Genomic DNA, 20,624 nt, shown 5'->3' on the forward strand with positions numbered 1-20,624 from the left:
CGGGCGCTGGGTGGCGGTGCAGGTGGTGCGCCCCGACCTCGCGATGAACCGTCAGCTCCGCCACGAAGGCCAGCCGTTCGAGTGAGGAGCGGCACACAAGCGGACGGAACGCGCCCGGCCCGTCAACCCTCTACCCGTACGGAATTCGGGAGCAAGGGGGACGCCACATGGACCTCACCAGTTGGACAACGGTGTACGCACTGGCCGCGCTGGCCGCGCTGTTCGTCGCGCTCTTGGTGTGGCAGTGGCCGCGCCTCGGGCGGCCCGGCTGGGCATGGGTCACCGCGCGCCTTGTGTCCATCGGGGTGACGCAGTTGGTGACGACGACCATGCTCTTCGCGGCCGTCAACGCGGATTACCAGTTCTACGGCTCCTGGGGCGAGCTGTTCGGCACCGGCACGACGGCACCGGCCGCTCTGACGGGGACGAACTCCTCCGGCGGAACCACCGACGTCAACAGCCACACCAAGCTGATCCAGCCCGGCGACAGCTCACTGCTGAACCGCGTCACCGGCATCCCGGCCGGCCCGGCGGCGGTGAACGGCCGGGTCGAGTCGGTGCGGGTCATCGGGCGACGCACCGGTGTGATCGACCCGGCCTTCGTCTACCTGCCGCCCCAGTACTTCCAAAAGGCGTATCACCGCCAGCGCTTCCCCGTCATCGTGGCCATGAGCGGCTACCCGGGCAGCATCTTCAACCTGGCCCAGAATCTGCGGGTCTGGCAGACCTCGCAGGATCTGATGAAGCAGGGGAAGATGCAGCCGACGATCATCGTCGAGATCCGGCCGACTATCGCCCCGCCCCGGGACACCGAATGCGTGAACGTACCCGGCGGACCGCAGACCGAGACATTCCTGGCCAAGGACCTCCCGGACGCCCTCAAGTCCGGCTACCGGGTGGGCCACAGCGCCACCGCCTGGGGCGCCCTCGGCTACTCCTCCGGCGGCACCTGTGCGCTGCAGCTCGCCCTGCGCGACCCGAACGCCTACACCTCGGCGGCGGCCCTCTCCCCCGACTTCCGCATCAAGGAGGACCTGACCACCGGCAACCTGTTCGGCAGCGGCCTCTCCCGGCAGAAGCGCATCGACTCCCACGACCTGTTCTGGCGGCTGAAGCACCTGCCGATCCCGCAGGTGTCGGTCCTGATCGCCGCGAGCAAGCACGGGGACGAGAACATCTACCCGCAGGCCCAGGAGTTCCTGCGGCTGGCGAAGGCCCCACTGCGCACAGCTTCGATCTTCCCCGACAAGGGCGTGCACAACTTCAACACCTGGACGAGCGAGATGCCCGCCGCCCTGGCCTGGCAGAGCCAGCAGCTGATCTTCCCGCAGGACGTGGTGCCGCGTCACCTCAAGCACAAGGGCACGAAGTCGGCCGTCCGGGCGGGCGGCGAGCCGTCGCCCACCCCGAGCGAGCACCGACAGAAGCGGTAGGCACGCTCGGATGCCGGTGGACGACCGGCAAGCCTGACCCGCACGGCTACAGGGCGGACACGGCGGTCGTACGACCGGGGCCGTGCGGATGCCGGAGGGGCACGACTCCGATGCAGTGGCCGTCGTGGTCGAGGAGGCGGCCCATGTGCTTGAGCGTGCGCAGGACGACCGAGCGGTCGGCGACGGTCAGGTGCGGGAGCCTGCGGGAGAGATGGGCCTCGAAGGCGTGCACGTCGTGGAGGTCGCGCAGCCAGACGTCGAGGACGAGGTTGTGCGGGCCCGCGGTGATCGAGCAGGGGCGGACCTCCGCCGCCTGCAGTCACTGCTCGCTGCACGACTGAGCCTGCGCTGCGACCTCGCCCGGCCGCTGTCCGGATGGCCGCTGTCCGCCGTCTACTTCGCCTCCGTGCCCGGCCAGTACGTCGAGGAGACCAGCCGGGTGCTGGCCGGGGTGCGCGGCGCACGGTGGTGAGGCTGGTGCCGGTCCCCGCGAACAGGTCGCGCAGGGTCATGCGGCCGTCGGCGCTGAGCAGTTCCAGGAGGCGGCCGTCGAGGTCGTCCCAGTTACGAGACGCTCGCCCCGCTCACGGACGGGACGCCCGGCGGCTGGTTCCGCTTCCTCGACCGGCTCAAGGACGTCATCCGACGGCGCGGCGAGAACATCTCCTCCTACGAGGTGGAGGCGGCCGTCCGCTCCCTTCCGGCGGTCGCCGAGACCGCCGCGTTCCCGGTGGCATCCGAACTGGCCGAGGACGAGGTGATGGTCGCCGTTGTCGTACGACCCGGCGCGGTACTGGATCCGCCGGACCTGGCCCGGCACTGCGCACAGGAGCTGCCCGCGTTCGCCGTGCCCCGGTACGTGGAGGTGGTGTCCGACCTGCCGTCGACCGAGACGGGCAAAGTGCGCAAGGTGGTGCTGCGGGAACGGGGCGTCACCGCCGTGACCTGGGACCGGGCCTCCGAGCGACCGTGACAACTCCCCACAGGCCCGAGCAGCGATCGTTGACGGGTGGCCCTGAGGCTTTGTCCGCCCCCCTCGTGCTGGGCCGGGACGACAGGCGACCTCCCTCGGGCGTTATCGGGCAGGTCACGGGCCACATGCTGCCCGATGCGGCGGCAGGCCTACGGCCGCCTGTCTCCCAGACCGATGCAGGACACCGGCCGAAGCCTCAGGCCATCAGCCGGGGATTGCCGCGAGGTCCTCTCGCAGCTGCGAGAGGGTGAAGCCGTCCGGGTCAGCGCGGTTGGCGTCGGCCCACTGACCGCTGAGCACTGCGTATGCCTCGTCGCAGTAGGACAGGAAGAACCGCCAGGTCATCGGCTGGAGCTTGCCCCAGGTGACGCAGATCAGCTGGGTCGGGGTGTACCCGATGACGGGCACGCAGTGGCCACCCCAACTGTTGGGCTGGCCCGGTCCCACCGGTCCTCCCGGGGGCACCATCCAGACATTCTGCCCTTGCGCACTGTAGGGCAATTGCAGTCCGACGAATGCGGCACCGAACAGTTCGATGGCGTTTCGTACGTGCTCGGTATTGCCCGGCTCGCAGGCAGCGAAGCCGAAGACGTTGTTTCCTCCGATGCCCTCATTGCGCCAGAATTTCAGCGCATCGAGCATATTGGTGCCCTGGTCTGTCGAGGGATCCCCCGCCTGAAATCCCGTGAGAGCGGTGTAAGCATCCAGGGCTTCTTTTTCGGTGGGCATGAACTCTTGCGGACCTTCGTAGGCCGACCAGTTCTGCTCCATGTGGAGCGCTGCGGCCTCTACACAGTCGCCGTACTGATCATTTCCCAGTGTCTGCCAGTCGATGACCTTGTCGGTCCAGTTTTTCGCTGTAGGGGCCGGTGGCAAGGTGGGGTGGAGGTACTGCGCGAAGTTGAGCGTTCGCCTGTCGACTCTGGCGGGTGCCTTGCCGAGCCTGCCCATGATGGGCCGGCCATTACGGGGTGCCATGGATTTCCTTCCGTGTCCTGCCTACCTTCATAGGCGATGGATATTTCTTCTGTCATATGCCAGGCGCCCACTTCGCGCTACCTGTGGACTATGAAGCTTGAGCTCAATGGGTGATTTTCAGAGAGGTGTAGCTGACGGACAGCCAGGATGGCGGCCACCGACCGAAGCGGTCGGACCTTCGCTCCATCGACTCTCCCCGCAGCAAGGCCGTAGCGGGACAAGTACCGTCTCAATGCGCGAGGACGGTGGATCGGGGCCGAGATCGTCCGTGTGTGGGCAAGCCCTGTCCACCCGAGCGGGGCTCTGACGCAGGCAGCACGGCCAGCGTTCGGTACGACCCGGCCAAGCCTGGCGGTAGGTGATGAGGCAGCAGGCGATTTTGCCGGTAGGTACCCAGTCCGGTGGCGTGACGGGTGCCGCGGCGGGCGAGGGCAGGCACGATGCCGCGGGTGCGGACCTGGTCGCGGTAGTTGTCGTGGTCGTAGCCGCGGTCGGCGAAGAGGGAGTCGGACCGGTCCAGGCGCGAGGCCGCATTCAGCTCGGCGAGCAGGACCTCGTGCAGCCGTTGCCGGACGCCGGCCTCGTTGCAGTCCCGCAGACGACGCCAGCAGGTCATGCCCGAGCGGAAGCCCAACTCCTGGGGCAGGTACGCCCACTGAATGCCGGTGTGCTGCACGTACAGGATCCCGCAGAGCACTTCCCGGTCCGGCAACGGCGAGAATGCTCAGTCGATACAGAACTCGTTGCCCTCGATGTCCAGCATCGGGATGCACGCATCATTGCCGTCATACAGCGTTCGCACGTGTACCGCGCCGAGCGGGACCAGTCGCGCACATTCGGCCTCAAGCGCGGCAAGGCGCGCTTCACCCACGAGACCCGTGCCGACCCGCACATCGGACCCTGCCGCTCATTTCCCCAGGCGAATCCACCCGCCACCCGTCGCACCCTGAGCCACGTTGGACACCATGAGATCAAACCGGACGGTCCACAAGAACGACGCGACCATGGCGGCGTTGGGCCCCAGAGGCACCCAGGATCCAGTCCTGACCAACCACCCTCATGCGGAGATCAGTTGCGGGACAACCCTGTTCGGGATTTCAAAGTCGGCAGCCGACCGGATCATCGGTCACATTGGGCCTCTGCCGACACCAAGGCGTGGAAAGAATCGGGGGCCAAGACCGCGGTGGGCCGGACAACCGTGATAGGGCCATGTCCGAACTCAGACAGGCCTCTCATCCGCGTCTGTCAGCGGGCGCGGTGTGTGCCGCGGCCACGGCGTGCCGACCTGTTCCACCACGGCCGCCCGGAATGCTTCCAGAAGGATGCATCCGGGATACGTCCCGAACGTTCCATACTTCCAGCGGTAGTAGCACGACCAGTAGCTGACCACTCGGCGTTCTGTGCGGGCGAAGAAGGCCGGATTCTGAGCGATGAACTGCCCGTAGAGTCGGCGCTGGGGCGAGCCCGGCAGGGAGAGTCCGGGGAGCCCCCGGCTGATGGCCTCAAGGATCTCCAGCACGTACTCGCCGGCCAACTGCACTACGAACGGCACCACCCACGGCTCGCTCGATGCCACGAGCTTCTCAAGGTGGCGCTGGCGGAGCAGGCCATCACTGTGCCGGGAGTACAGGCAGTGCAAAATCACCTGCTGGGTTCCTGGCAGGCGCCGTGCCAAGTCGGCACCCGGCTCCTCGTTGTAGATGCGTGAGGGGATGGCGACCGTTTCACCCTGCACCTCCACCTCGAAGGGCTGCATCGGCGCGAATCCGGCATCCGGCATGACAGCCAGGACGCCCCGCACGTCGTCAGCAAGACGGGCCGGAAATGCTGCCGCCAGGACATGGGCGACGTTCGACGGATCCCTCGGTAGCTGCACAACACGAGGATAGGCAGCGAAGGCCTCGCCTCTTCAGGGCAGATCATCCAAGTTCGTGAGAAGTTGTGAGACGACCGCCCAGAAACGATCAAGGGCCTCGTCTCACATCATGTGATTCAAGGCCCTGATCTGCGACTACGGAGAAGACTCCAGTCGGGACGACAGGATTTGAACCTGCGACCCCTTGACCCCCAGTCAAGTGCGCTACCAAGCTGCGCCACGTCCCGATGCGCCTCTCGCGGTGAACCGCGTGATCGCGCAGGTCAACTTTACCGTATGTGCACCGGTGTTCTCGCCGGGCCCGCGGCCGACCCGGCTCTCCGGGTCGGCCCCCTGTGTCAGCCGCGGGTGGCGGATGCGACCGTTTCCGGGTCGGCGGGTGCCTGGCCGGCGGCGCGGGCCGGGCCGGCGAGGCGGGACGTCCGTGTCGTCGGCACCAGCAGGGCCGCCAGTGCGGCAGCGAGGCACAGCACCGCGAGCAGGGCGAAGCCGTGGGTGTAGCCGGAGGCGTACGGCAGGCCCGAGGGCTGGAGGCGGCCGGTGACCAGGACGCTGGTCACGGCGGCGCCGATGGAGCCGCCGATGGTGCGGATGTTGGCGTTCATGCCGGTCGCGGCGCCGGTCTGGGAGGCCGGGACGCTGCCCACGATCAGGTTGGCCATCGAGGCGAAAGCCAGGCCGATACCGAGGCCGAACACACCGGAGACAAGGGCGACCTGCCACTGCGCGGAGTGCCAGAGGGCGAGGATGCCCAGGGCGAGGGCGCCGAGCGCGGCGCCTGACGTCAGCAGCGCCTTGGCGCCCACGACGGGCTCCAGTCGGCCGCTGAGGATGCCCGAGAAGAACATGGCCACGAGCATCGGCAGCATCAGCAGTCCGGAGGCCGTGACGCTCGCGCCGAAGCCGTATCCCGCTGAGCTGGGTGTTTGCACGAAGCCGGGCAGGAAGGACCAGAGCGCGTACATGCCGGCGCCGAACAGCAGGGCCGCGGTGTTGGTGGTCCACACGGCCGGCAGCCGCATGACGCGCAGGTCGATCAGCGGGGTGCGGGAGCGGGCCTCGGACAGCAGCCACAGGGCGAACAGGACGACGGCCGCGGCGAACAGGCCGATCACCCGGGCCGAACCCCAGCCCCACTTGCCCGCCTGGCTCAGCGGCAGCAGCAGGGCGACCAGCCAGGCGGAGAGGAGACCGGCGCCGAGCCAACTGACGTTGCCCTCGGCCCTGTTGGGCGACTCGGGGACGTAGCGCAGGGCGATCAGGACGGTGGCTGCGACCACGGCGACGGGGATCCAGAACAGCCAGCGGTAGTCGAGCGCGGACACGATCGGTCCGGCCGCGACGATGCCGACGCCGCCGCCCGCGGCGATCACGGCGGACAGGTTGCTGATGCTGCCGGGGACCTCGGACGCGGCGAACTCGTCGCGGATGATGCCGAAGGAGAGCGGGAAGAGCGCGCCGCCGACACCCTGGACGACCCGGGCGACGATCAGTACGCCGATGTTCGGGGCGAGCGCGGCGAGCAGACAGCCGAGGAGCACGACGGACAGGACGGCGACCAGGGTGCGCTTCTTGCCGATCAGGTCGCCGACGCGGCCGAGGATCGGGGTGAAGACCGAGGCGGACAGCAGATAGGCCGTCATCACCCAGGTCGCGGTGGACTGCGAGGTGTGCAGCGCGTGCTGGACGGTCGGCAGGGCCGGCGCGATCAGCGACTGCAGCATGGCGAACACACCGGCGCCGGTCGCGAGGACCGCGAAGGTGAGACGGGTGGACTTGCGGGGCATGAAGGGCCTCTCCGAACGAGCGGGGTGCGGCCGGGGTTCTCGGGCCACGGTCGTGCGGGCCCGGTGCGCCGGTGGGCGGATTCGGGCACGCCGACGGCCGCGGTGAGCGGTCGCGGAAAGGTGGTGGGCGCCTCGCACTGCTAAAGTGGAGGCGTACCTCCACTGTAGCGGAGGCATACCTCCGGTTCAACCCGTACCGCCCCGGGAGGCAGCAGTGCCGGCTCAGCCGTTCCCCGTCCGCGAGATCGTGGCGTCCCGCCGACCCCACCGGAAGGACGCGGCGCGCAACTACGACGCCCTGGTGGCCGCGGCCCGCGAGGCCTTCGCCGAGCACGGCGCCGACGCGTCGCTGGAGGACATCGCCCGTCGCGCGGGCGTGGGCATCGGCACGCTGTACCGGAACTTCCCGTCCCGCCGGGAGCTGTTCGAGAGCGTGTACGCGGAGGATGTCAACGAGCTGGTCCAGGTCGCCGAGGAGGTCGCCGAGCTGGAACCGTGGGAGGCGCTCACCTCCTGGCTCACCAGGTTCACCGGCTACATGGTGACGAAGCGGGCCATCCGCGAGGCCCTCGACGGCCAGTCCGAGATCTTCGACGCCTGCCGGGACTCGCTCTACGCCTCGGGCGGTCCGCTGTTCGAGCGGGCGCAGGAGGAGGGCGTGGCGCGCAAGGACATGGACATCGGCGATCTGCTGCGGCTGGTCTCGGGCGTCACCGGGACGGTCTTCGTGGACGACGCCCAGCGGGACCGGGTGCTGGCGATCGCCCTGGACGGGGTCCGCGCCGCCCGTTGACCGGGCGGCGCGGCGGCCGTCAGTGCCGGAAGCCGTCGGCTACGCGGGGGTGCGGCGCAACGCCCGCTCCCCCGGCCGTCCGTGCTCCCGCAGCGGCCCGACCGACAGGCCGCGCTCCTCGCAGGTGTCGAGGATCCACGGCAGGGCGCCGAGGGCCGAGCGCCAGGCGCCCGGAGCGGAGGTGCAGTCGGAGTCGTGCAGCAGGATCGTGCCGCCGCCGTCCAGGTCGCTCGTGACCGTGCGGTGGACGGATTCCGGGGTGGCCCGGGCGGTCCAGTCCTCGCCCCAGGCGGTCCACAGCACCGGGGTGAGGCCGAGGCGGCGGGCCGCGACGTGGGCGGCGGTGGACATCACGCCGTAGGGCGGCCGGAACAGGCTCGGCGTACGGCCGCTGAGGTCGCCGACCGTGTCGCGGGCGCGGGCGAAGTCGTCGTGCGTGGCGCGCGGGCCGCGCAGCAGCAGGGGGCGGTGGAGCCAGCCGTGGATGGCGATCTCGTGCCCGGCGGCGGCGATCTCGTGGACCAGGCCGGGTGAGCGGCGCGCCATGGAGCCAAGGAGGAAGAAGGTGGCCGTGACCTTCCGCTCCTCCAGGGCACGCAGGAAGAACGGGGTGGACAGCGGGTCCGGTCCGTCGTCGAAGGTCAGCGCGACGTGGTCGGCGCGGCCCCGGCCGGCGAGGCGGGGCATGACGCGGTTGCGCAGCGGGCCGAAGGTGGACAGCACCGGGGCCGCGTGAGCGGCGGCCAGTACGGGGAGGGCGACCCGGGCGGTCGTACGGAGCAGGCGTGCGGCGCTCACGAGCGGTGGCCCCCCGGGTGAGAGGTGTACGGCAGGTCGTCGAAGTCGAGGTGGCGGCCGATGGCGTGCAGCATGCCCGTGCCGGTCTCGGTGGTGGCGACGGCGGTGCCGACCGCGCAGGCCCCGACGGTGCAGGCTGCGGCCGCGGTGACGCCCAGACGCCGTACGGCCAGCCGGGTCCCGCGTGCGGCTGAAGGCGTGACAGGGAGCGCGGCGGGAAGCGGCGCGCCGGTGCGGCAGGCGCGGGCTATGGCGTCCGCGGGCCCCCGGCCGGCGGCGGCGAACAGGGCGAGCCCCGCCTCGCGTTGCAGCAGGCCGCGCGGTCCGCCGATCAAGTCGTGGAGGACGTCCTTGAGTTGGGCGGGGTCCTGGATCCAGGCGGCGACGCCCGCCTCGTCGAGCGCGGCGGCATTGGCCGGCCCGTGGCCCGGTATGCAGCGGAAGCTGGCGACGGGCAGTCCGGCGGCGAAGGCCTCCAGCGAGGTCAGTCCGCCGGCGTTCTGCACGAGCACATCGGCGGCGTGCATCAGTCCGGGCATGTCGTCGACCCAGCCGTAGGCGTGCTCGATGCCGTCCTCCCGCAGCTGCCGGGCCAGCGCCTCGTTGCGGCCGCAGACCACGACCGGCACGGCCGCGCCGCAGTCCCGCAGCTCCAGGGCCACCTGCCGGACCGGGCCGACACCCCAGGAACCCGCGACCAGCAGGGCGAGCGGGGTGGTGGCGGGCAGCCCGAACCGTGCCCGGGCGGCGCTGCGTTCGCCCTCCTGCGCGGGCCGGAAGCGCGGGTCCACGACCGGCCCGCCCACCTGGACGTCGCGTGCGCCGAGGGCCCGGGCCTGTGCGGCGGGCACGGCGTGGGCGGCGAGGTGGACGTCCACGCCGTCGGCCACCCACAGCGGGTGCACCGAGAAGTCGGTGAGGTAGGTGAACACCGGAGCGTCGAGGCGGCCGGCCAGCCGCAGCCTGCCCAGCACCCGGCTGGCCCCGGGATAGGTGGAGACGACGACGGCCGTGTCCGCGGGCAGGGCGCGCAGCATCCGGTTCTCGGCGGTGCGCAGCAGGGCGCGGGCCAGCGGGCCGCTGCCACCGGCGCGCTCGGTGCCGCTGTAGATGCGCTGATAGACCCATGGCGCCCGGACGAGCATCCGGTGGTAACCGTCGCGGACGGCCCGGCCGATCCGGGCCGGCAGCAGGTCGAGCAGGTCGTACCGCTCGACGGGGACGCCGTCCGCCCGGAGCCGGCGGTGCAGCTCGTGCGCTGCGCCGTCGTGGCCGGCTCCGATGCTGGCGGAGACGATCACGACGCGTTCGGCCGGCGCCGAACGGCAAGGCGTCGGCGCGGGCCGGCGGCTCAGCGCGGCGGCCGCGAGGGCACGCAGATGCACCGTACTTCCGAGGTGGGGCATGGGCTCGTTCCTCCGCAGGTGGGGTGAGGCGGCGAAACTCTACAACATGTAGTAGGTAATCTCGTACAAGATGTAGTAGATACCCCTGGGATATCTGAGATGGCTGAGATACGAGTGAGACGCCGCCCGACCCCATGTCCTACATGTCGTAGTGGCCCGACGGGTAGGCTGTGCCGCCGAGCAACGAAGAACGGTGAGGTGAACAGTGCACGACCGGGAGGGCGAGGCATCCGGAAGGCGGGCGCGCGGTGAGCTGGAGAGCGGGGTGCTCGCCACCCTGTGGGGGGCCGAGGCGCCGCTGACGGCACGGCAGGTCCGGGACCGGCTGCCCGGCGACCTCGCCTACACGACCGTGCTGACGATCCTGTCCCGGCTGTACGACAAGGGCATGCTCGTCCGGCACCGGGCGGGCCGCGGCTACGCCTATGCACCCGCCCGGGACGAGGCCTCCCACACCGCCGAGCAGATGCACGCACTGCTTGAGCACGGTTCGAACCGCGAGGCGGTACTCAGCCGCTTCGTCTCCGAACTGTCGCAGGAGGACGAGCAGTTGCTGCACCGACTGCTGTCCGACCAGGACTCCGGGCAGGACTTCGGTCCCGCCGGCACGGGGTCGTGAGCCGGTGCGGTTCAGCGTCTACGTCCCCCTTATGGTCACCGTCGTCCTCGCCGTGCTCGTCCCCGGTCCGGCACGGCGGCTGGCGCCGCGTCCGGCCGCCTGGGCGCTCGCGTGTGCCGCGCTGGTGACGGCACTCGGCTGGCTGGGATCGCTGGCCCTGCTGGCGTTCGCCGGGTTTGCGCAGATCCCCGTGGTCGCCAAGGAGGGCGAGTGGTCGGTACCGGCACTGCGCGCCGACGACCCGGTGTACCTCACCGTCGCGACGTTGGCCGCCCTCGCCCTGGCCGCTTCCTGCGCCGGACTCGGGGTCGCCGCCGTGCGGCAGGTACGGCATCTGCGCTGGGCCCGCCGGGAGTGCCGGCGGCTGCCGGGCGACACGGAACTGGCCGTCCTCGACGACCCGTCGCCGGACGCCTTCGCGCTGCCCGGGGCACCCGGACGGATCGTGGTGTCCTGCGGCATGCTCCGCTGCCTCGCCGATGGCGAGCGCGAGGCCCTGCTGGCCCACGAACGGGCGCATCTGCACCGCAGGCACCATCTCTTCCAGGCCCTGTGGCGGCTCACCGCGGCCGCCAATCCACTGCTGCGCCCACTGGCCGACGCGGGCTGCTTCGTCCTGGAGCGCTGGGCCGACGAGGAGGCGGCGGCGCACATCGGCGACCGCCGGACCGTCGCGCGCGCAGTGGGCCGGGCCGCCCTCGCCTCCGCCGCACATCCGCCCCGCAATGCCTTGGCTGCGACCGGCGGCGCAGTACCGCAGCGGGTGCGGGCGCTGCTCGCCCCGCCTCCCCGCAGCCGCGCCCTGCCGTTCGTCGGGGGCGCGGCGTTGCTCGTCCTGTGCTGTACGAGCCTGGCGAGCGCCGCGTCCGACAGCGAGGAGATGATCGAGAGCGCGAAGCACGCGACCTGCACGGCGGAGGTCGAGGACGCCTCGGCATCGACCGCGCCGGCGCCGCCGCGCGAACACCGGCACGGCCGCTGCCGTGACCACGACCGGCCCGGGACACTGGAGCGACCAGGTCCCGACGGGCCGGACGGCCTGCGGGGGCCGGGCACACCCAGGCGCTGAATTCCCCGCCCCAACAGTTCCAGCGAACGGAGCCGTATGTCCCTCCTGGCCCGGCCGGCGGTGGCCGCCTTCGTCGCCAAGGCGATGCAACGCATGACGCAGCTCGCCGACCGGCGCTCGGGCGGGCGCGGCTCCGCCGCCGCGTCGCACGCGCGCTTCCCCGAATTCCCGCGTGTCGTCATCGAGTTGACGATCCCCACGTCGGTCGCCCCGGCAAGGGCGACGGTGTACCTGCCGACGACCGAGGGACCGACTCCGCCGCCCGTCCACGTGAACTTCCACGGCGGCGGCTACGTCATGACGCTGACGGAGCTGGACGACCCCCTGTGCCGCTTCCTCGCCGCCGAGGCCGGAGTGGTCGTGATCAACGTGGACTACGTCGTCGCCCCGCAGCACTCGTTCCCGGCCCCGCCCCGGCAGGCGTACGACATCGTCCGCTGGGTCGCCGAGCACGGCGCCGAGCACGGCTGGGACGGCGGCCGTCTCACCGTCGGCGGGCAGAGCGCCGGCGGCGGACTGGCGGCGGCCGTGGCACGGCAGGCGCTGGAGGAGGGCGGGCCCTCGATCGCCCTGCAGGTGCTGCACTATCCGCCACTCGACCTGGCGACGAACGCCCGCGACAAGCGGGCCGCCGTCGCCAGGCCGGTGCTACGGCCGTGGATGGCCGACGTGTTCGACACCGCGTACGTCCCGGACGTGAAGCAGCGCGCCGACCGGCTCGTCTCGCCCGCCCATCCGTCGGACACCGCTGATCTGAAGGGCATCGCCCCGGCCCTGGTCATCACGGCCGAACTCGACCTCCTCAAGACGGAGGCCGTGTTCTATGCGGACCGGCTGCGCACGGCGGGCGCACTGATGGAGCACCACGACGTACCCGGCGCCGACCACGGCTACGACACCGAGAACGACGAACGAGCGCGGGACAGTTACGCCCTGATTGCCCGTCACATCCGCAGGGCCGTCAACGCGGAAGCGCCCGGCGCCGGTTGAGCGTCGGGGGCGAGTCTCGGACGACGGGGAAGCCCAAGGCCGCCTCCGCCCGGTCAGGGCTCTCCCGGAGCGGATACGGCGTCGGTGCTCGCGGCGACCGGCCTCCTCGCAGCCTCGATGGTGGGCTCCCGGCGCGGCATGAGCAGCAGCGCGGCCATCGCGACGGCCGAGCAGCCGACGATGTACCAGCTGATCCCGGTGCTGGAGCCGGTGTGTTTGAGGATCGCCGCGGCGATGAGCGGCGCCGGCCCGCCCGCGATGACCGAGGCGAGCTGATACCCGAGCCCGGCGCCGCTGTAGCGGACGTTCGTGCCGAATCCCTCGGCGATCAGTGCGGCCTGGGGGCCGTACTGGATGTCGTGGAAGACCAGGGAGAGCACGATCGCGAGCAGGACGAGGCCGGAGCTGCCCGTGTCGAGCAGGCCGTAGTACGGGAACGCGAACAGTCCGGTGCAGCAGATGCCGATGCCGTACACCAGACGCCGGCCGAACCGGTCGGAGAGGTGGCCGAAGAGCGGGACACTGATCAGCCCGACGGCTGCCGCGACGAGCGTGTAGTTCAGCAGGTCGCCCCGCGGGAGGCCGAGGTGCTCCGTGCCGTAGGTGAGCACGAAGGTGATGAAGAGGTAGAAGGGGGCCTGCTCCGACATCCGTACGAAGGCGGAGGTCAGGACCGCGCGCGGCTGGTGGCGGAGCACGCTCCAGACCGGCCGGCGCACCCTCACGCGCTCCTGCTTCACCTCGGTGAAGGCCGGGCTCTCCAGTACGCGCAGCCGCACATAGAGCCCGACGCCGATCAGCACCACGCTGGCGAGGAAGGGGATCCGCCAGCCCCAGCTGTCGAAGCCGTCGCCGGAGACCGCGTTCATCAGTTTGACCATGCCGGTCGAGGCGAGAAGACCGAGCGGCACACCGAGCTGCGGCCAGCTGGCCATCAGCCCCCGGCGCCGCTCGGAACCCCATTCCATGGACAGCAGGACCGAGCCGCCCCACTCTCCGCCGACGCCGATCCCCTGGACGACCCGCAGCAGGACCAGCAGCACGGGTGCGGCGAGACCGATGGTGGCGTGACCCGGCAGTACGCCGATGAGGAACGTGCTGACCCCCATCAGGACGAGGGTCGTCACCAGGGTGGACTTGCGCCCGACCCGGTCGCCGATGTGCCCGAAGAGCGCGGCCCCCAGCGGACGGGCGGCGAAGCCGACGAACTGCGTTCCGAACGAGGCGATCACCCCGGTGTACGGGGCCGCACCGGGGAAGAACACATGCGGGAAGACCAGGGCCGCGGCGGTGCCGTAGAGGAAGAAGTCGTACCACTCGATCGCCGTGCCCACCGTGGCGGCGACCACGGCGCGGCGGCGGTGCCGGTGCATTGCGTCGGAGCTGACAGGGTGCTCGGGGCTGACGGAGTGCTCGTGTGCGGCCATGACGGCTCCCGGTCGGCTGGTTGAAACCCTGAACCGATGAACGGGTTGCGGTGAGCGTGCTGGCCCGTCGCGGGCATGTCAAGAGGAGGCGCGGCCGAGAGCGCCGCAGGCGAACGGGCCATCAACCGGTTGAAACGGCGCCGTTCGGCCGGCCGGCGCATCGACAGGCCGGGCAGACAGGCGACTTCGCATCCACAGGCGCGGGCGACCGTCACCGCCAGGGACATTCCCCTGGCGCTTGAGGCAGGCGAACAGCTCTCGCAGCTGGGGCTCGCCGTTGGGCAGCGGCTTGTCGAAGGTGATGCGGCCGTCGGCCGGCAGGGCCGTGCCGTGGTGGGTGGACTTGCCCACGTCCAGGGCCGTGCGCCCGCGCGCCCCATCGTGCGCCCGCGCGCTCTCACCCAGGGGCTATCGCAATCTACTCGTCAGGGCACATTCTCCTCGCGCAGCACACGCTCCCACCTCCGGGGGCAGAAAAGGGATTCCCGATGAACCGCCGCCCCTTCAGAAGCCGTTCGGGACCGTGGTGGCCCGCGCTGCGCTCCTCCGAGTCACGAAGGAGATCCCTCATGATCCGTCGCCCTCGCCCTCGCCCGGCGCGGCCCCAGCCCCCGACCCATACGCTGATCGCGCGGCCGCGCATCAGGTCGATCATCACAGCGACAACGGCCGTGGTGTCTGCCGTGTCGCTGACCCTGCTGGGGGCCGCGCCTGCGCACGCATTCAAAACCTCCATAGCGGGGTGCACCAATAGCGTGGGGGCCTTCCGGAGCAAAGTGGGGGGTTGTCTGCTCGGTGGCGGGGGAGCTCACCTCATTAGGTCGTTCAAAATACGTGGAAACTACAACGTAACCGCTGCGGGTGTGGATGAGGCGGACGGCGTCGTGGACGCCAGCGGCAACGACCAAACCACGGAGGAGGTTGACACGTCGATGATCAACATCGGGACCCTCTCGAACGGGGAGCAGGTCCAGTTCGTCGCCGCTCTCGCGATCTACGACAGCAGCGGGGTTCAGGTCGACACAGCGAACTGGACGGGGACCCTCTCCTGCAACCTGGACGCGGACGGGGACGGCACCTGCGCCTGAGCAAGGCGGACACGATCAAGCTCCTTGCCCCGGTACGGTCCGACAGCCAACGCCGCCCACCGTGGCAGACAGCCCCGTGACGAACATGGCCCTGACGCGCGGCCCTACCCTCCCCACGACCATCGGCGGCGCCATCCCCACCCCCCGCCCCAACCGCCGCCGGTCGCGCTGCCCGTGCCGACGACTTCGCTACCAGTGATCCAACCACTGGGCCATCCTGTTCGGGTCCAGCCAACGGGGCTACCCGCGCTGGCCGGGCAGGTTTCGGGGAAGATCTCGGTGGCGGTGTTGTCGGTGGTGCCGGCGGCCTGTGTGAGGGTGATCGAGAGAGTCTCCGTGCCGCCGTTGACCGAGCAGCGGAGGGTGCCGCCGACCGTGATGGTCCCGTTGGGATTGACGGTGTCGGAGTCGACAGTGATCTCGTCGTCGTTGTTGTTGACCACGTCGCCATCGGTGTCGGCCGAGTGAATACCGTCGGCGTAGAGGCTGGCCTCCCAGAGTGTGGGCGAGCGCCATGTGCCGTCGACGGCGTTGACGACGCCGCTGATCGGGGCACCGGTGGCCGGGCAGGACTCGCTGCTGAAAGTGTTGACGTCGTTGAGGCCGCCCCCCTCGGTGTCGCTGGCGATGAGGTCAAGGGTGACAGGGCTGGTACCAGTACAGGAGTAGCTTCCCGACCAGAGCAGCTGATTGGTACCTGTGCCCAACATGGTGTCGATGTTCAGACCTGTGCCTGCCGGCTCAGACGCGTGCGCGGGCTGGGCCACGGACAGCAGAAGCGCGTTGACGGCAGCAGGGACGGCGAGCCATCGGGCGAATTGGGACCTGGTTGCGAGCCTGCTCATGACTTCCTCCGTGAAGGTGCGAGGGGGACAGATGCCGTGTGCCAATCAGGCCCCGTCCCTGGCATCCTCAGCGGATCCCAGGGACGACGCGTGTACGCCCAGGCCAGGGTGTGGTGCTTTCGGACGAAACGTTCAAGCCAGGAACAACGTGCGCCCCGGCGCCCTCTGCTGTCTCCACCCTGGAGACGGCGCACAGCAGTACGCGCCAGCGCACAATCAGAGACGTGCGGAACAGGAGTTCCTCCTGATGCCGTTTGTCACGGAGTAAGAGGGAGCGAGCGGCCAGGCTGAAGGCCAACTGACGGCGCGGGCAAGCCTGGACCGGCGACGATGGGGAGGGCACACGCCGGGAGGCCTACAAGATCGCCCGGACAGGCTCTAGTCGTCCGCGACGCGTACGACCGCCAGCGTGATGTTGTCGGGCCCGCCGGCCTCGATGGCGGCCTTCCACAGCTCGAAGGCCGCCCGGCTGTCGTCGTGCTCTCGGACCAGTTCCTCGAGCAGGTCCGTCGTCAGCGGGTCGGTGAGGCCGTCGGTGCAGATGAGGTAGCGGTCGCCGGGTGACACGGGTGCCGCCGTCACATGGGGGTGGATGGCGCGATAGGTCGGGGTGCCGCCCAGGCACTGGGTGACCAGGGACGTCGTGCGCTGCCCGGGCCGCAGCGGTGGACTGTCGTCGACGCTCACCTGGCGCAGCCCGTCGCGGTCGGCGGCGAGGACCCGGCTGTCGCCCACGTTGAACACCAGCAGCGAGCCGGGCTGCACGACGACGCCGGCCACCGTCGTCCCCATGGCGGCGAGCTCGCCTCCCTCGGCGGCCTGGTACACGGCGCGATTGCAGGCGTTCAGAACGGCGCGGACGGTGTCCTCGGTGTCCAGTACGGGGCCCATCGACGCGATCCGGCGGGCGACCAGGGCGCTGGCCACGTCGCCGCCGGGATGCCCGCCGAGCCCGTCGGCAACGGCGACGACCAGGGGTGTGCCGAGCCGGAAGACAAGGGTCTGGGGGCTCTCGGTCACGGTGGCGCACAGGGTCCACGGCCCGACGACGAGACTGTCCTCGTTCCGCTCGCGAAGCAGCCCGGGATGGCTCAGCGCACTCACCGCGACGTACTGCATGGAGCGCCACCGCCTTCCGGGCTCCTCCTTCGAGTCTAGGAGCAGCTCACCGTTTCCGCTGGTCAGAAGCGCGCGCTCATGCTCCCAGGTAGCGCAGCACCGCCAGCACCCGCCGGTTCGCGTCCTCCGATGCCGGGAGGCCCAGCTTGCTGAAGATCGCCGCCACATGCTTCTCCACCGTGCCGGCCGACACCACCAGTGTCTGCGCGATCGCGGCGTTCGACCTGCCCTCCGCCATCAGGGCCAGGACCTCGCGCTCACGGGCCGTGAGCGACGCCAGACCCTCGACGCGGCGGCCGGCCCCGGCGAGTTGGGTGACGACCTCGGGATCGAGGGCCGTTCCGCCGGCCGCCACCCGGGCCAGGGCGTCGGTGAACTCTGCGACGTTCGCGACCCGGTCCTTGAGCAGATAGCCGACGCCGGCCGAGCCCTCGGCCAGCAGTCTCGTCGCGTACTTCGTCTCGATGTACTGGGAGAACAGCAGCACGCCCGCGCCGGGTTGCTCGCGCCGGATGTCGATCGCGGCGTGCAGTCCCTCGTCCGTGTGCGTGGGCGGCATCCGGATGTCGACGACGCTGACGTCCGGCCGGTGCTCGGCCACGGCCGCCCGCAGTGCGTCGGCGTCCCCGACGGCCGCGCACACCTCGTGGCCGCGCTCGGTGAGCATCTGTGCCAGCAACTCCCGCAGTACGGCAGCATCTTCGGCGATCACGACGCGCATACGGCGCATGCTCTCACGTCCTCGTTCGCGGGCCACCGCGGCTCACGCATGCAGCGGCAGCGCCACCGTCACGGCCGTCGGCCCGCCGTCCGGGCTGCTGATGTCGAGAGTCCCGTCGACCGTACGCACCCGCTGCGTCAGTCCCGGGAGCCCGCTGCCCGCACCGAGCGTGGCACCACCATGGCCGTCGTCCGTCAGGCACAGCCGCAGCAGCCCCTCCTCCTGCCTGGCGCGCAGGACCGCCCGTCGGGCGCCGCTGTGCTTGATGACGTTGGTGAGCAGCTCCGCGGCACAGAAGTAGGCGATCGTCTCGATGGCCGGCGTGGGCCGCTCCGGGATGTCCACGGTCAGCTCCACGGGTACGGTGCTGCGCGCCGCCAGGGTCGCGAGGGCGTCGGGCAGGCCGTCGTCCAGTACGGGCGGATGGAGGCCGCGGGCCAGGTCGCGCAGCTCGGTGAGGGCTTCGGTGGCGTTGCTGTGGGCGGTCTCCAGCAGCCGGCGCAACCGCCCGGGGTCGGCGACCGGTTCGCCGTCCGCGCCCAGCCCCTCCTTCGCCATGTCGAGGCTCATGGCCAGCGCGACGAGCCGTACCTGCGCACCGTCGTGCAGATCCCGCTCCAGCCGGCGCAGCAGGGCGGCGGAGTCGTCGACGGCGAGGGCGCGGGTCTCCTCCAAGTTCCGTACTCGCTGGGCGAGTTCACCTGGCCCCAGCAGGGCGCGCACCAGCCAGCGGTCCACGGCGACGATGCCGCGGGTGACCCACGGCGCCGCGAGCAGCGTGACCGCGCCGATCGCGGCTGCCACGAAGGTCCCGGCGAAGGAGGTGCTGTGCGGGGCACCGCCGCCGACCGGAATCGGAGTGATCGTCGGCATGCCTTCCGCGCCCTCGTGCGGACGCTGACCGAAGGCGGCCCAGCGCAGCGGCGCGGACAGGTTCAGCAGCCCGGTGAGCCACCAGCCCACCGCATACAACTCGACGGCGGCGACGGGCAGTTTGACCAGTACGTACGCCGCCGACCGCCACCCGGCGGCGTCCCGCAGCCGCGCGTCCAGCCGCGCGAAGGCCCGGCCCGCGGGCCTGAGCAGCATCGGCGACGGCACCCGCTCCCCCAGCAACCCCGCTGCCAGCCCGCGATGCACGGCGGCGAAGACACGGGCGAGCCCCGTCGAGACGACCACGAGCAGCAGCCCGAGAACGGCACCGAGGAGGGAGACGGTGAGCCCGGCACCGAGGACGAGCAGGACGAGAACGAGAACAAAACCGATGACGGCAACGGGAAACCCGAGGAGACAGTAGGCGACCTCGGCCCAGGCACGTGTGGTGAACGGAGCGCGCAGCACGGCCCACCGACGGACCGCCCCCGTATATGTGTCATGCATGGTCCCAGTGTCCCGACGGCCAGTGAGTTCGCGGCCATCATGGTCGGGAAGAACTTCGCGACGATGGCCCGGTCGACCCGGCCGGTGACCGGCCTGCCGAGCCGATCCGGGGCACGGGCCGGCCAGCATGACCGTGACACGTGGGGAAGGTCCTCCGGGCCAACCGGAGAGCGTCAGAAACCTTCCGCCGACCGGGCATTGCCATGACTCGCCCGCGAGCAAACGGCCTTCGCCGAGCCCACTGAACATCCGGCAGGTCGCTCCGTAGAAATGGGCCCCGGCTGCCGTAGGTATCGGCCGCACGGTGCGCAGTGTTCGCCACAGCAATGACGGTGAGCCGTTGCCGCTGGGACAGCGGGCGCCATTGACTGAGCTCAGACGACCGCAGGCAGAAATTCACGCCTGCGCAGTCTGCACCTGTAACCGACCGGAATGAAAGGTGAGTTCACCATGGGAAGACATCGCAAGCCGTCGGATTCACAGATACCTCGACGGGTGGGCATGGGCGTCGCCACCGCGGCCCTCGGAGTCACCGGCCTTGGCTTTGCCAGCACCACCGCGTATGCCGACAGCACCCCCTTCAACTCCGACAAGTTCAGTGGGCTGATGAACGAGCCCCTGGACACCTTCGCAGCGCAGCAGAACCAGCACGATGCCAACGATTCCACACCGGATGCGGACGGTATGCGGTGGGACCGCGACGGGTGCTCCGTCCCTGACTCGGTCGCGTCGGTCGCCGCCACGGTCGGCCAACCCCTCAAGGGCACGGCCGCGGACGCTGCCTGCAACCGGCACGATGCCGCTTACCGCACCCTCCAGAGTGCAGGTAACTGGAATCCGAACAGCCATGCCGATGCCGACAGGCGTTTCGCCGCTGATCTCCACGACCTCCAGCAGGCCGGCAAGATCTCGGAGGTCCAGGAGGCATCGCTGGCGCTCGGCGCCGGGCTCGGCTCAAAGCTGCCGAGCGGGGCAAACGGGCTCCCCGCGTACGACGAGAGCACGGGCAGCCCTTACGAACAGTCCGGTCAGGACACAAGCCGCACCAAGCGCAGCCTGGACGACGTCGCACCTCCCCAGGAGCCGGACGACGGATCTCTCCAGGGAGCGGGAGGACCGGACCCGGACCCCCAAGAGGCCCAGGATTCCACCGCCGGCCAGGAGCAGGACCTGTGGGGTGACGACTCCTTCGCGCAGTCGGATGACGTGGCCTTCCCGGCCGGGGACGACGGGTCATCGCAGGTTTGGGGCGGAATCGAAGAGCGCTGATTCTGCACCACCCCCTACGGGAAGCGGCGGCGTGGCGGCCATTACGGCCTCCA

At 70.5% G+C, this 20,624-nt stretch carries 21 protein-coding genes, 1 tRNA gene and 2 pseudogenes; 9 read left to right on the forward strand and 15 right to left on the reverse strand.

What is annotated here, in order from left to right; all coding sequences use genetic code 11:
- Positions 1-167 precede the first annotated feature (167 nt).
- Positions 168-1,433 carry an alpha/beta hydrolase gene (locus P2Q00_RS29485; protein ID WP_275776142.1) on the forward strand — a complete coding sequence of 422 codons (1,266 nt, stop codon included), beginning with the start codon at positions 168-170 and terminating at the stop codon, positions 1,431-1,433.
- A 46-nt stretch (positions 1,434-1,479) separates the two neighbouring features.
- Here P2Q00_RS29485 and P2Q00_RS29490 read toward each other — a convergent pair whose 3' ends face one another.
- The gene (locus tag P2Q00_RS29490) at positions 1,480-1,665 is read right to left on the reverse strand and encodes a hypothetical protein (RefSeq protein ID WP_425579579.1); all 186 of its coding nucleotides are present in this window, start codon (positions 1,663-1,665) and stop codon (positions 1,480-1,482) included.
- Positions 1,666-1,668: 3 nt separating this feature from the next.
- Between P2Q00_RS29490 and P2Q00_RS51175 the strand changes: the two genes are divergently transcribed.
- The gene (locus tag P2Q00_RS51175) at positions 1,669-1,905 is read left to right on the forward strand and encodes a hypothetical protein (protein WP_425579578.1); all 237 of its coding nucleotides are present in this window, start codon (positions 1,669-1,671) and stop codon (positions 1,903-1,905) included.
- Positions 1,906-2,109: 204 nt separating this feature from the next.
- Positions 2,110-2,406 carry an AMP-binding enzyme gene (locus P2Q00_RS29500; RefSeq protein ID WP_275776144.1) on the forward strand — a complete coding sequence of 99 codons (297 nt, stop codon included), beginning with the start codon at positions 2,110-2,112 and terminating at the stop codon, positions 2,404-2,406.
- A gap of 204 nt (positions 2,407-2,610) precedes the next feature.
- Here P2Q00_RS29500 and P2Q00_RS29505 read toward each other — a convergent pair whose 3' ends face one another.
- From P2Q00_RS29505 to P2Q00_RS29530, 6 genes and pseudogenes are all read right to left on the reverse strand, one after another.
- Complete coding sequence (locus P2Q00_RS29505) at positions 2,611-3,384, reverse strand: hypothetical protein (RefSeq protein WP_275776146.1); 774 nt, start codon at positions 3,382-3,384, stop codon at positions 2,611-2,613.
- Positions 3,385-3,766: 382 nt separating this feature from the next.
- A pseudogene (locus P2Q00_RS29510) lies at positions 3,767-4,099 on the reverse strand (transposase); the annotation flags it as partial.
- 9 nt (positions 4,100-4,108) lie between these two features.
- Positions 4,109-4,279, reverse strand: a pseudogene (locus tag P2Q00_RS29515) (VOC family protein); the annotation flags it as partial.
- A gap of 324 nt (positions 4,280-4,603) precedes the next feature.
- Entirely contained in the window at positions 4,604-5,260 is a 657-nt protein-coding gene (locus P2Q00_RS29520; RefSeq protein ID WP_275776147.1) for a hypothetical protein, read from the reverse strand.
- Positions 5,261-5,413: 153 nt separating this feature from the next.
- A tRNA-Pro gene (locus tag P2Q00_RS29525) sits at positions 5,414-5,487 on the reverse strand.
- Between the two features lie 111 nt (positions 5,488-5,598).
- Positions 5,599-7,047: an MFS transporter gene (locus P2Q00_RS29530; RefSeq protein ID WP_275776148.1), complete on the reverse strand. Its 1,449-nt coding sequence runs from the start codon at positions 7,045-7,047 to the stop codon at positions 5,599-5,601.
- A 214-nt stretch (positions 7,048-7,261) separates the two neighbouring features.
- Between P2Q00_RS29530 and P2Q00_RS29535 the strand changes: the two genes are divergently transcribed.
- Positions 7,262-7,840: a TetR/AcrR family transcriptional regulator gene (locus tag P2Q00_RS29535; protein ID WP_275776149.1), complete on the forward strand. Its 579-nt coding sequence runs from the start codon at positions 7,262-7,264 to the stop codon at positions 7,838-7,840.
- Between the two features lie 39 nt (positions 7,841-7,879).
- Here P2Q00_RS29535 and P2Q00_RS29540 read toward each other — a convergent pair whose 3' ends face one another.
- Together P2Q00_RS29540 and P2Q00_RS29545 are read right to left on the reverse strand one after the other, a co-directional pair.
- Positions 7,880-8,638: a polysaccharide deacetylase family protein gene (locus P2Q00_RS29540; RefSeq protein WP_275776150.1), complete on the reverse strand. Its 759-nt coding sequence runs from the start codon at positions 8,636-8,638 to the stop codon at positions 7,880-7,882.
- Positions 8,635-10,044 carry an MGDG synthase family glycosyltransferase gene (locus tag P2Q00_RS29545; RefSeq protein WP_275776151.1) on the reverse strand — a complete coding sequence of 470 codons (1,410 nt, stop codon included), beginning with the start codon at positions 10,042-10,044 and terminating at the stop codon, positions 8,635-8,637. The genes P2Q00_RS29540 and P2Q00_RS29545 overlap by 4 nt, the downstream gene beginning before the upstream one ends.
- 205 nt (positions 10,045-10,249) lie before the next feature.
- On the opposite strand from P2Q00_RS29545, the gene P2Q00_RS29550 reads away from it, so the two are divergent.
- From P2Q00_RS29550 to P2Q00_RS29560, 3 genes are read left to right on the forward strand one after another with little or no spacing between them, the layout of a single operon-like run.
- Complete coding sequence (locus P2Q00_RS29550) at positions 10,250-10,663, forward strand: BlaI/MecI/CopY family transcriptional regulator (protein ID WP_275776153.1); 414 nt, start codon at positions 10,250-10,252, stop codon at positions 10,661-10,663.
- Between the two features lie 31 nt (positions 10,664-10,694).
- Complete coding sequence (locus tag P2Q00_RS29555) at positions 10,695-11,732, forward strand: M56 family metallopeptidase (protein WP_275776155.1); 1,038 nt, start codon at positions 10,695-10,697, stop codon at positions 11,730-11,732.
- Between the two features lie 36 nt (positions 11,733-11,768).
- Positions 11,769-12,722 (forward strand): alpha/beta hydrolase fold domain-containing protein, encoded by a 954-nt coding sequence (locus P2Q00_RS29560; protein WP_275776156.1) that lies wholly within the window; start codon positions 11,769-11,771, stop codon positions 12,720-12,722.
- A 53-nt stretch (positions 12,723-12,775) separates the two neighbouring features.
- Here P2Q00_RS29560 and P2Q00_RS29565 read toward each other — a convergent pair whose 3' ends face one another.
- Both P2Q00_RS29565 and P2Q00_RS29570 read right to left on the reverse strand, forming a co-directional pair.
- Positions 12,776-14,149: an MFS transporter gene (locus P2Q00_RS29565; RefSeq protein ID WP_275776157.1), complete on the reverse strand. Its 1,374-nt coding sequence runs from the start codon at positions 14,147-14,149 to the stop codon at positions 12,776-12,778.
- A 78-nt stretch (positions 14,150-14,227) separates the two neighbouring features.
- Positions 14,228-14,500, reverse strand: coding sequence for a hypothetical protein (locus tag P2Q00_RS29570; protein WP_425579577.1), 273 nt, complete (start codon positions 14,498-14,500; stop codon positions 14,228-14,230).
- A 512-nt stretch (positions 14,501-15,012) separates the two neighbouring features.
- Here P2Q00_RS29570 and P2Q00_RS29575 point away from each other — a divergent pair.
- On the forward strand, positions 15,013-15,237 hold the full coding sequence (locus tag P2Q00_RS29575; RefSeq protein ID WP_275776159.1) for a hypothetical protein: 225 nt from the start codon (positions 15,013-15,015) through the stop codon (positions 15,235-15,237).
- Positions 15,238-15,341: 104 nt separating this feature from the next.
- Here P2Q00_RS29575 and P2Q00_RS29580 read toward each other — a convergent pair whose 3' ends face one another.
- The 4 genes from P2Q00_RS29580 to P2Q00_RS29595 form a co-directional block, all read right to left on the reverse strand.
- Entirely contained in the window at positions 15,342-16,082 is a 741-nt protein-coding gene (locus P2Q00_RS29580; RefSeq protein WP_275776161.1) for a hypothetical protein, read from the reverse strand.
- A 378-nt stretch (positions 16,083-16,460) separates the two neighbouring features.
- Complete coding sequence (locus tag P2Q00_RS29585) at positions 16,461-17,201, reverse strand: PP2C family protein-serine/threonine phosphatase (RefSeq protein ID WP_275776163.1); 741 nt, start codon at positions 17,199-17,201, stop codon at positions 16,461-16,463.
- Positions 17,202-17,277: 76 nt separating this feature from the next.
- Positions 17,278-17,922: a response regulator transcription factor gene (locus P2Q00_RS29590; protein WP_275776488.1), complete on the reverse strand. Its 645-nt coding sequence runs from the start codon at positions 17,920-17,922 to the stop codon at positions 17,278-17,280.
- Positions 17,923-17,964: 42 nt separating this feature from the next.
- Positions 17,965-19,302, reverse strand: a complete 1,338-nt coding sequence (locus tag P2Q00_RS29595) for a sensor histidine kinase (protein ID WP_275776165.1) — start codon at positions 19,300-19,302, stop codon at positions 17,965-17,967.
- Positions 19,303-19,803: 501 nt separating this feature from the next.
- On the opposite strand from P2Q00_RS29595, the gene P2Q00_RS29600 reads away from it, so the two are divergent.
- Positions 19,804-20,571, forward strand: coding sequence for a phospholipase A2 family protein (locus P2Q00_RS29600; RefSeq protein ID WP_275776167.1), 768 nt, complete (start codon positions 19,804-19,806; stop codon positions 20,569-20,571).
- Positions 20,572-20,624 lie beyond the last annotated feature (53 nt).

Origin of the sequence: Streptomyces coacervatus, from assembly GCF_029223485.1 — a bacterium.
GTDB lineage: Bacteria > Actinomycetota > Actinomycetes > Streptomycetales > Streptomycetaceae > Streptomyces > Streptomyces coacervatus.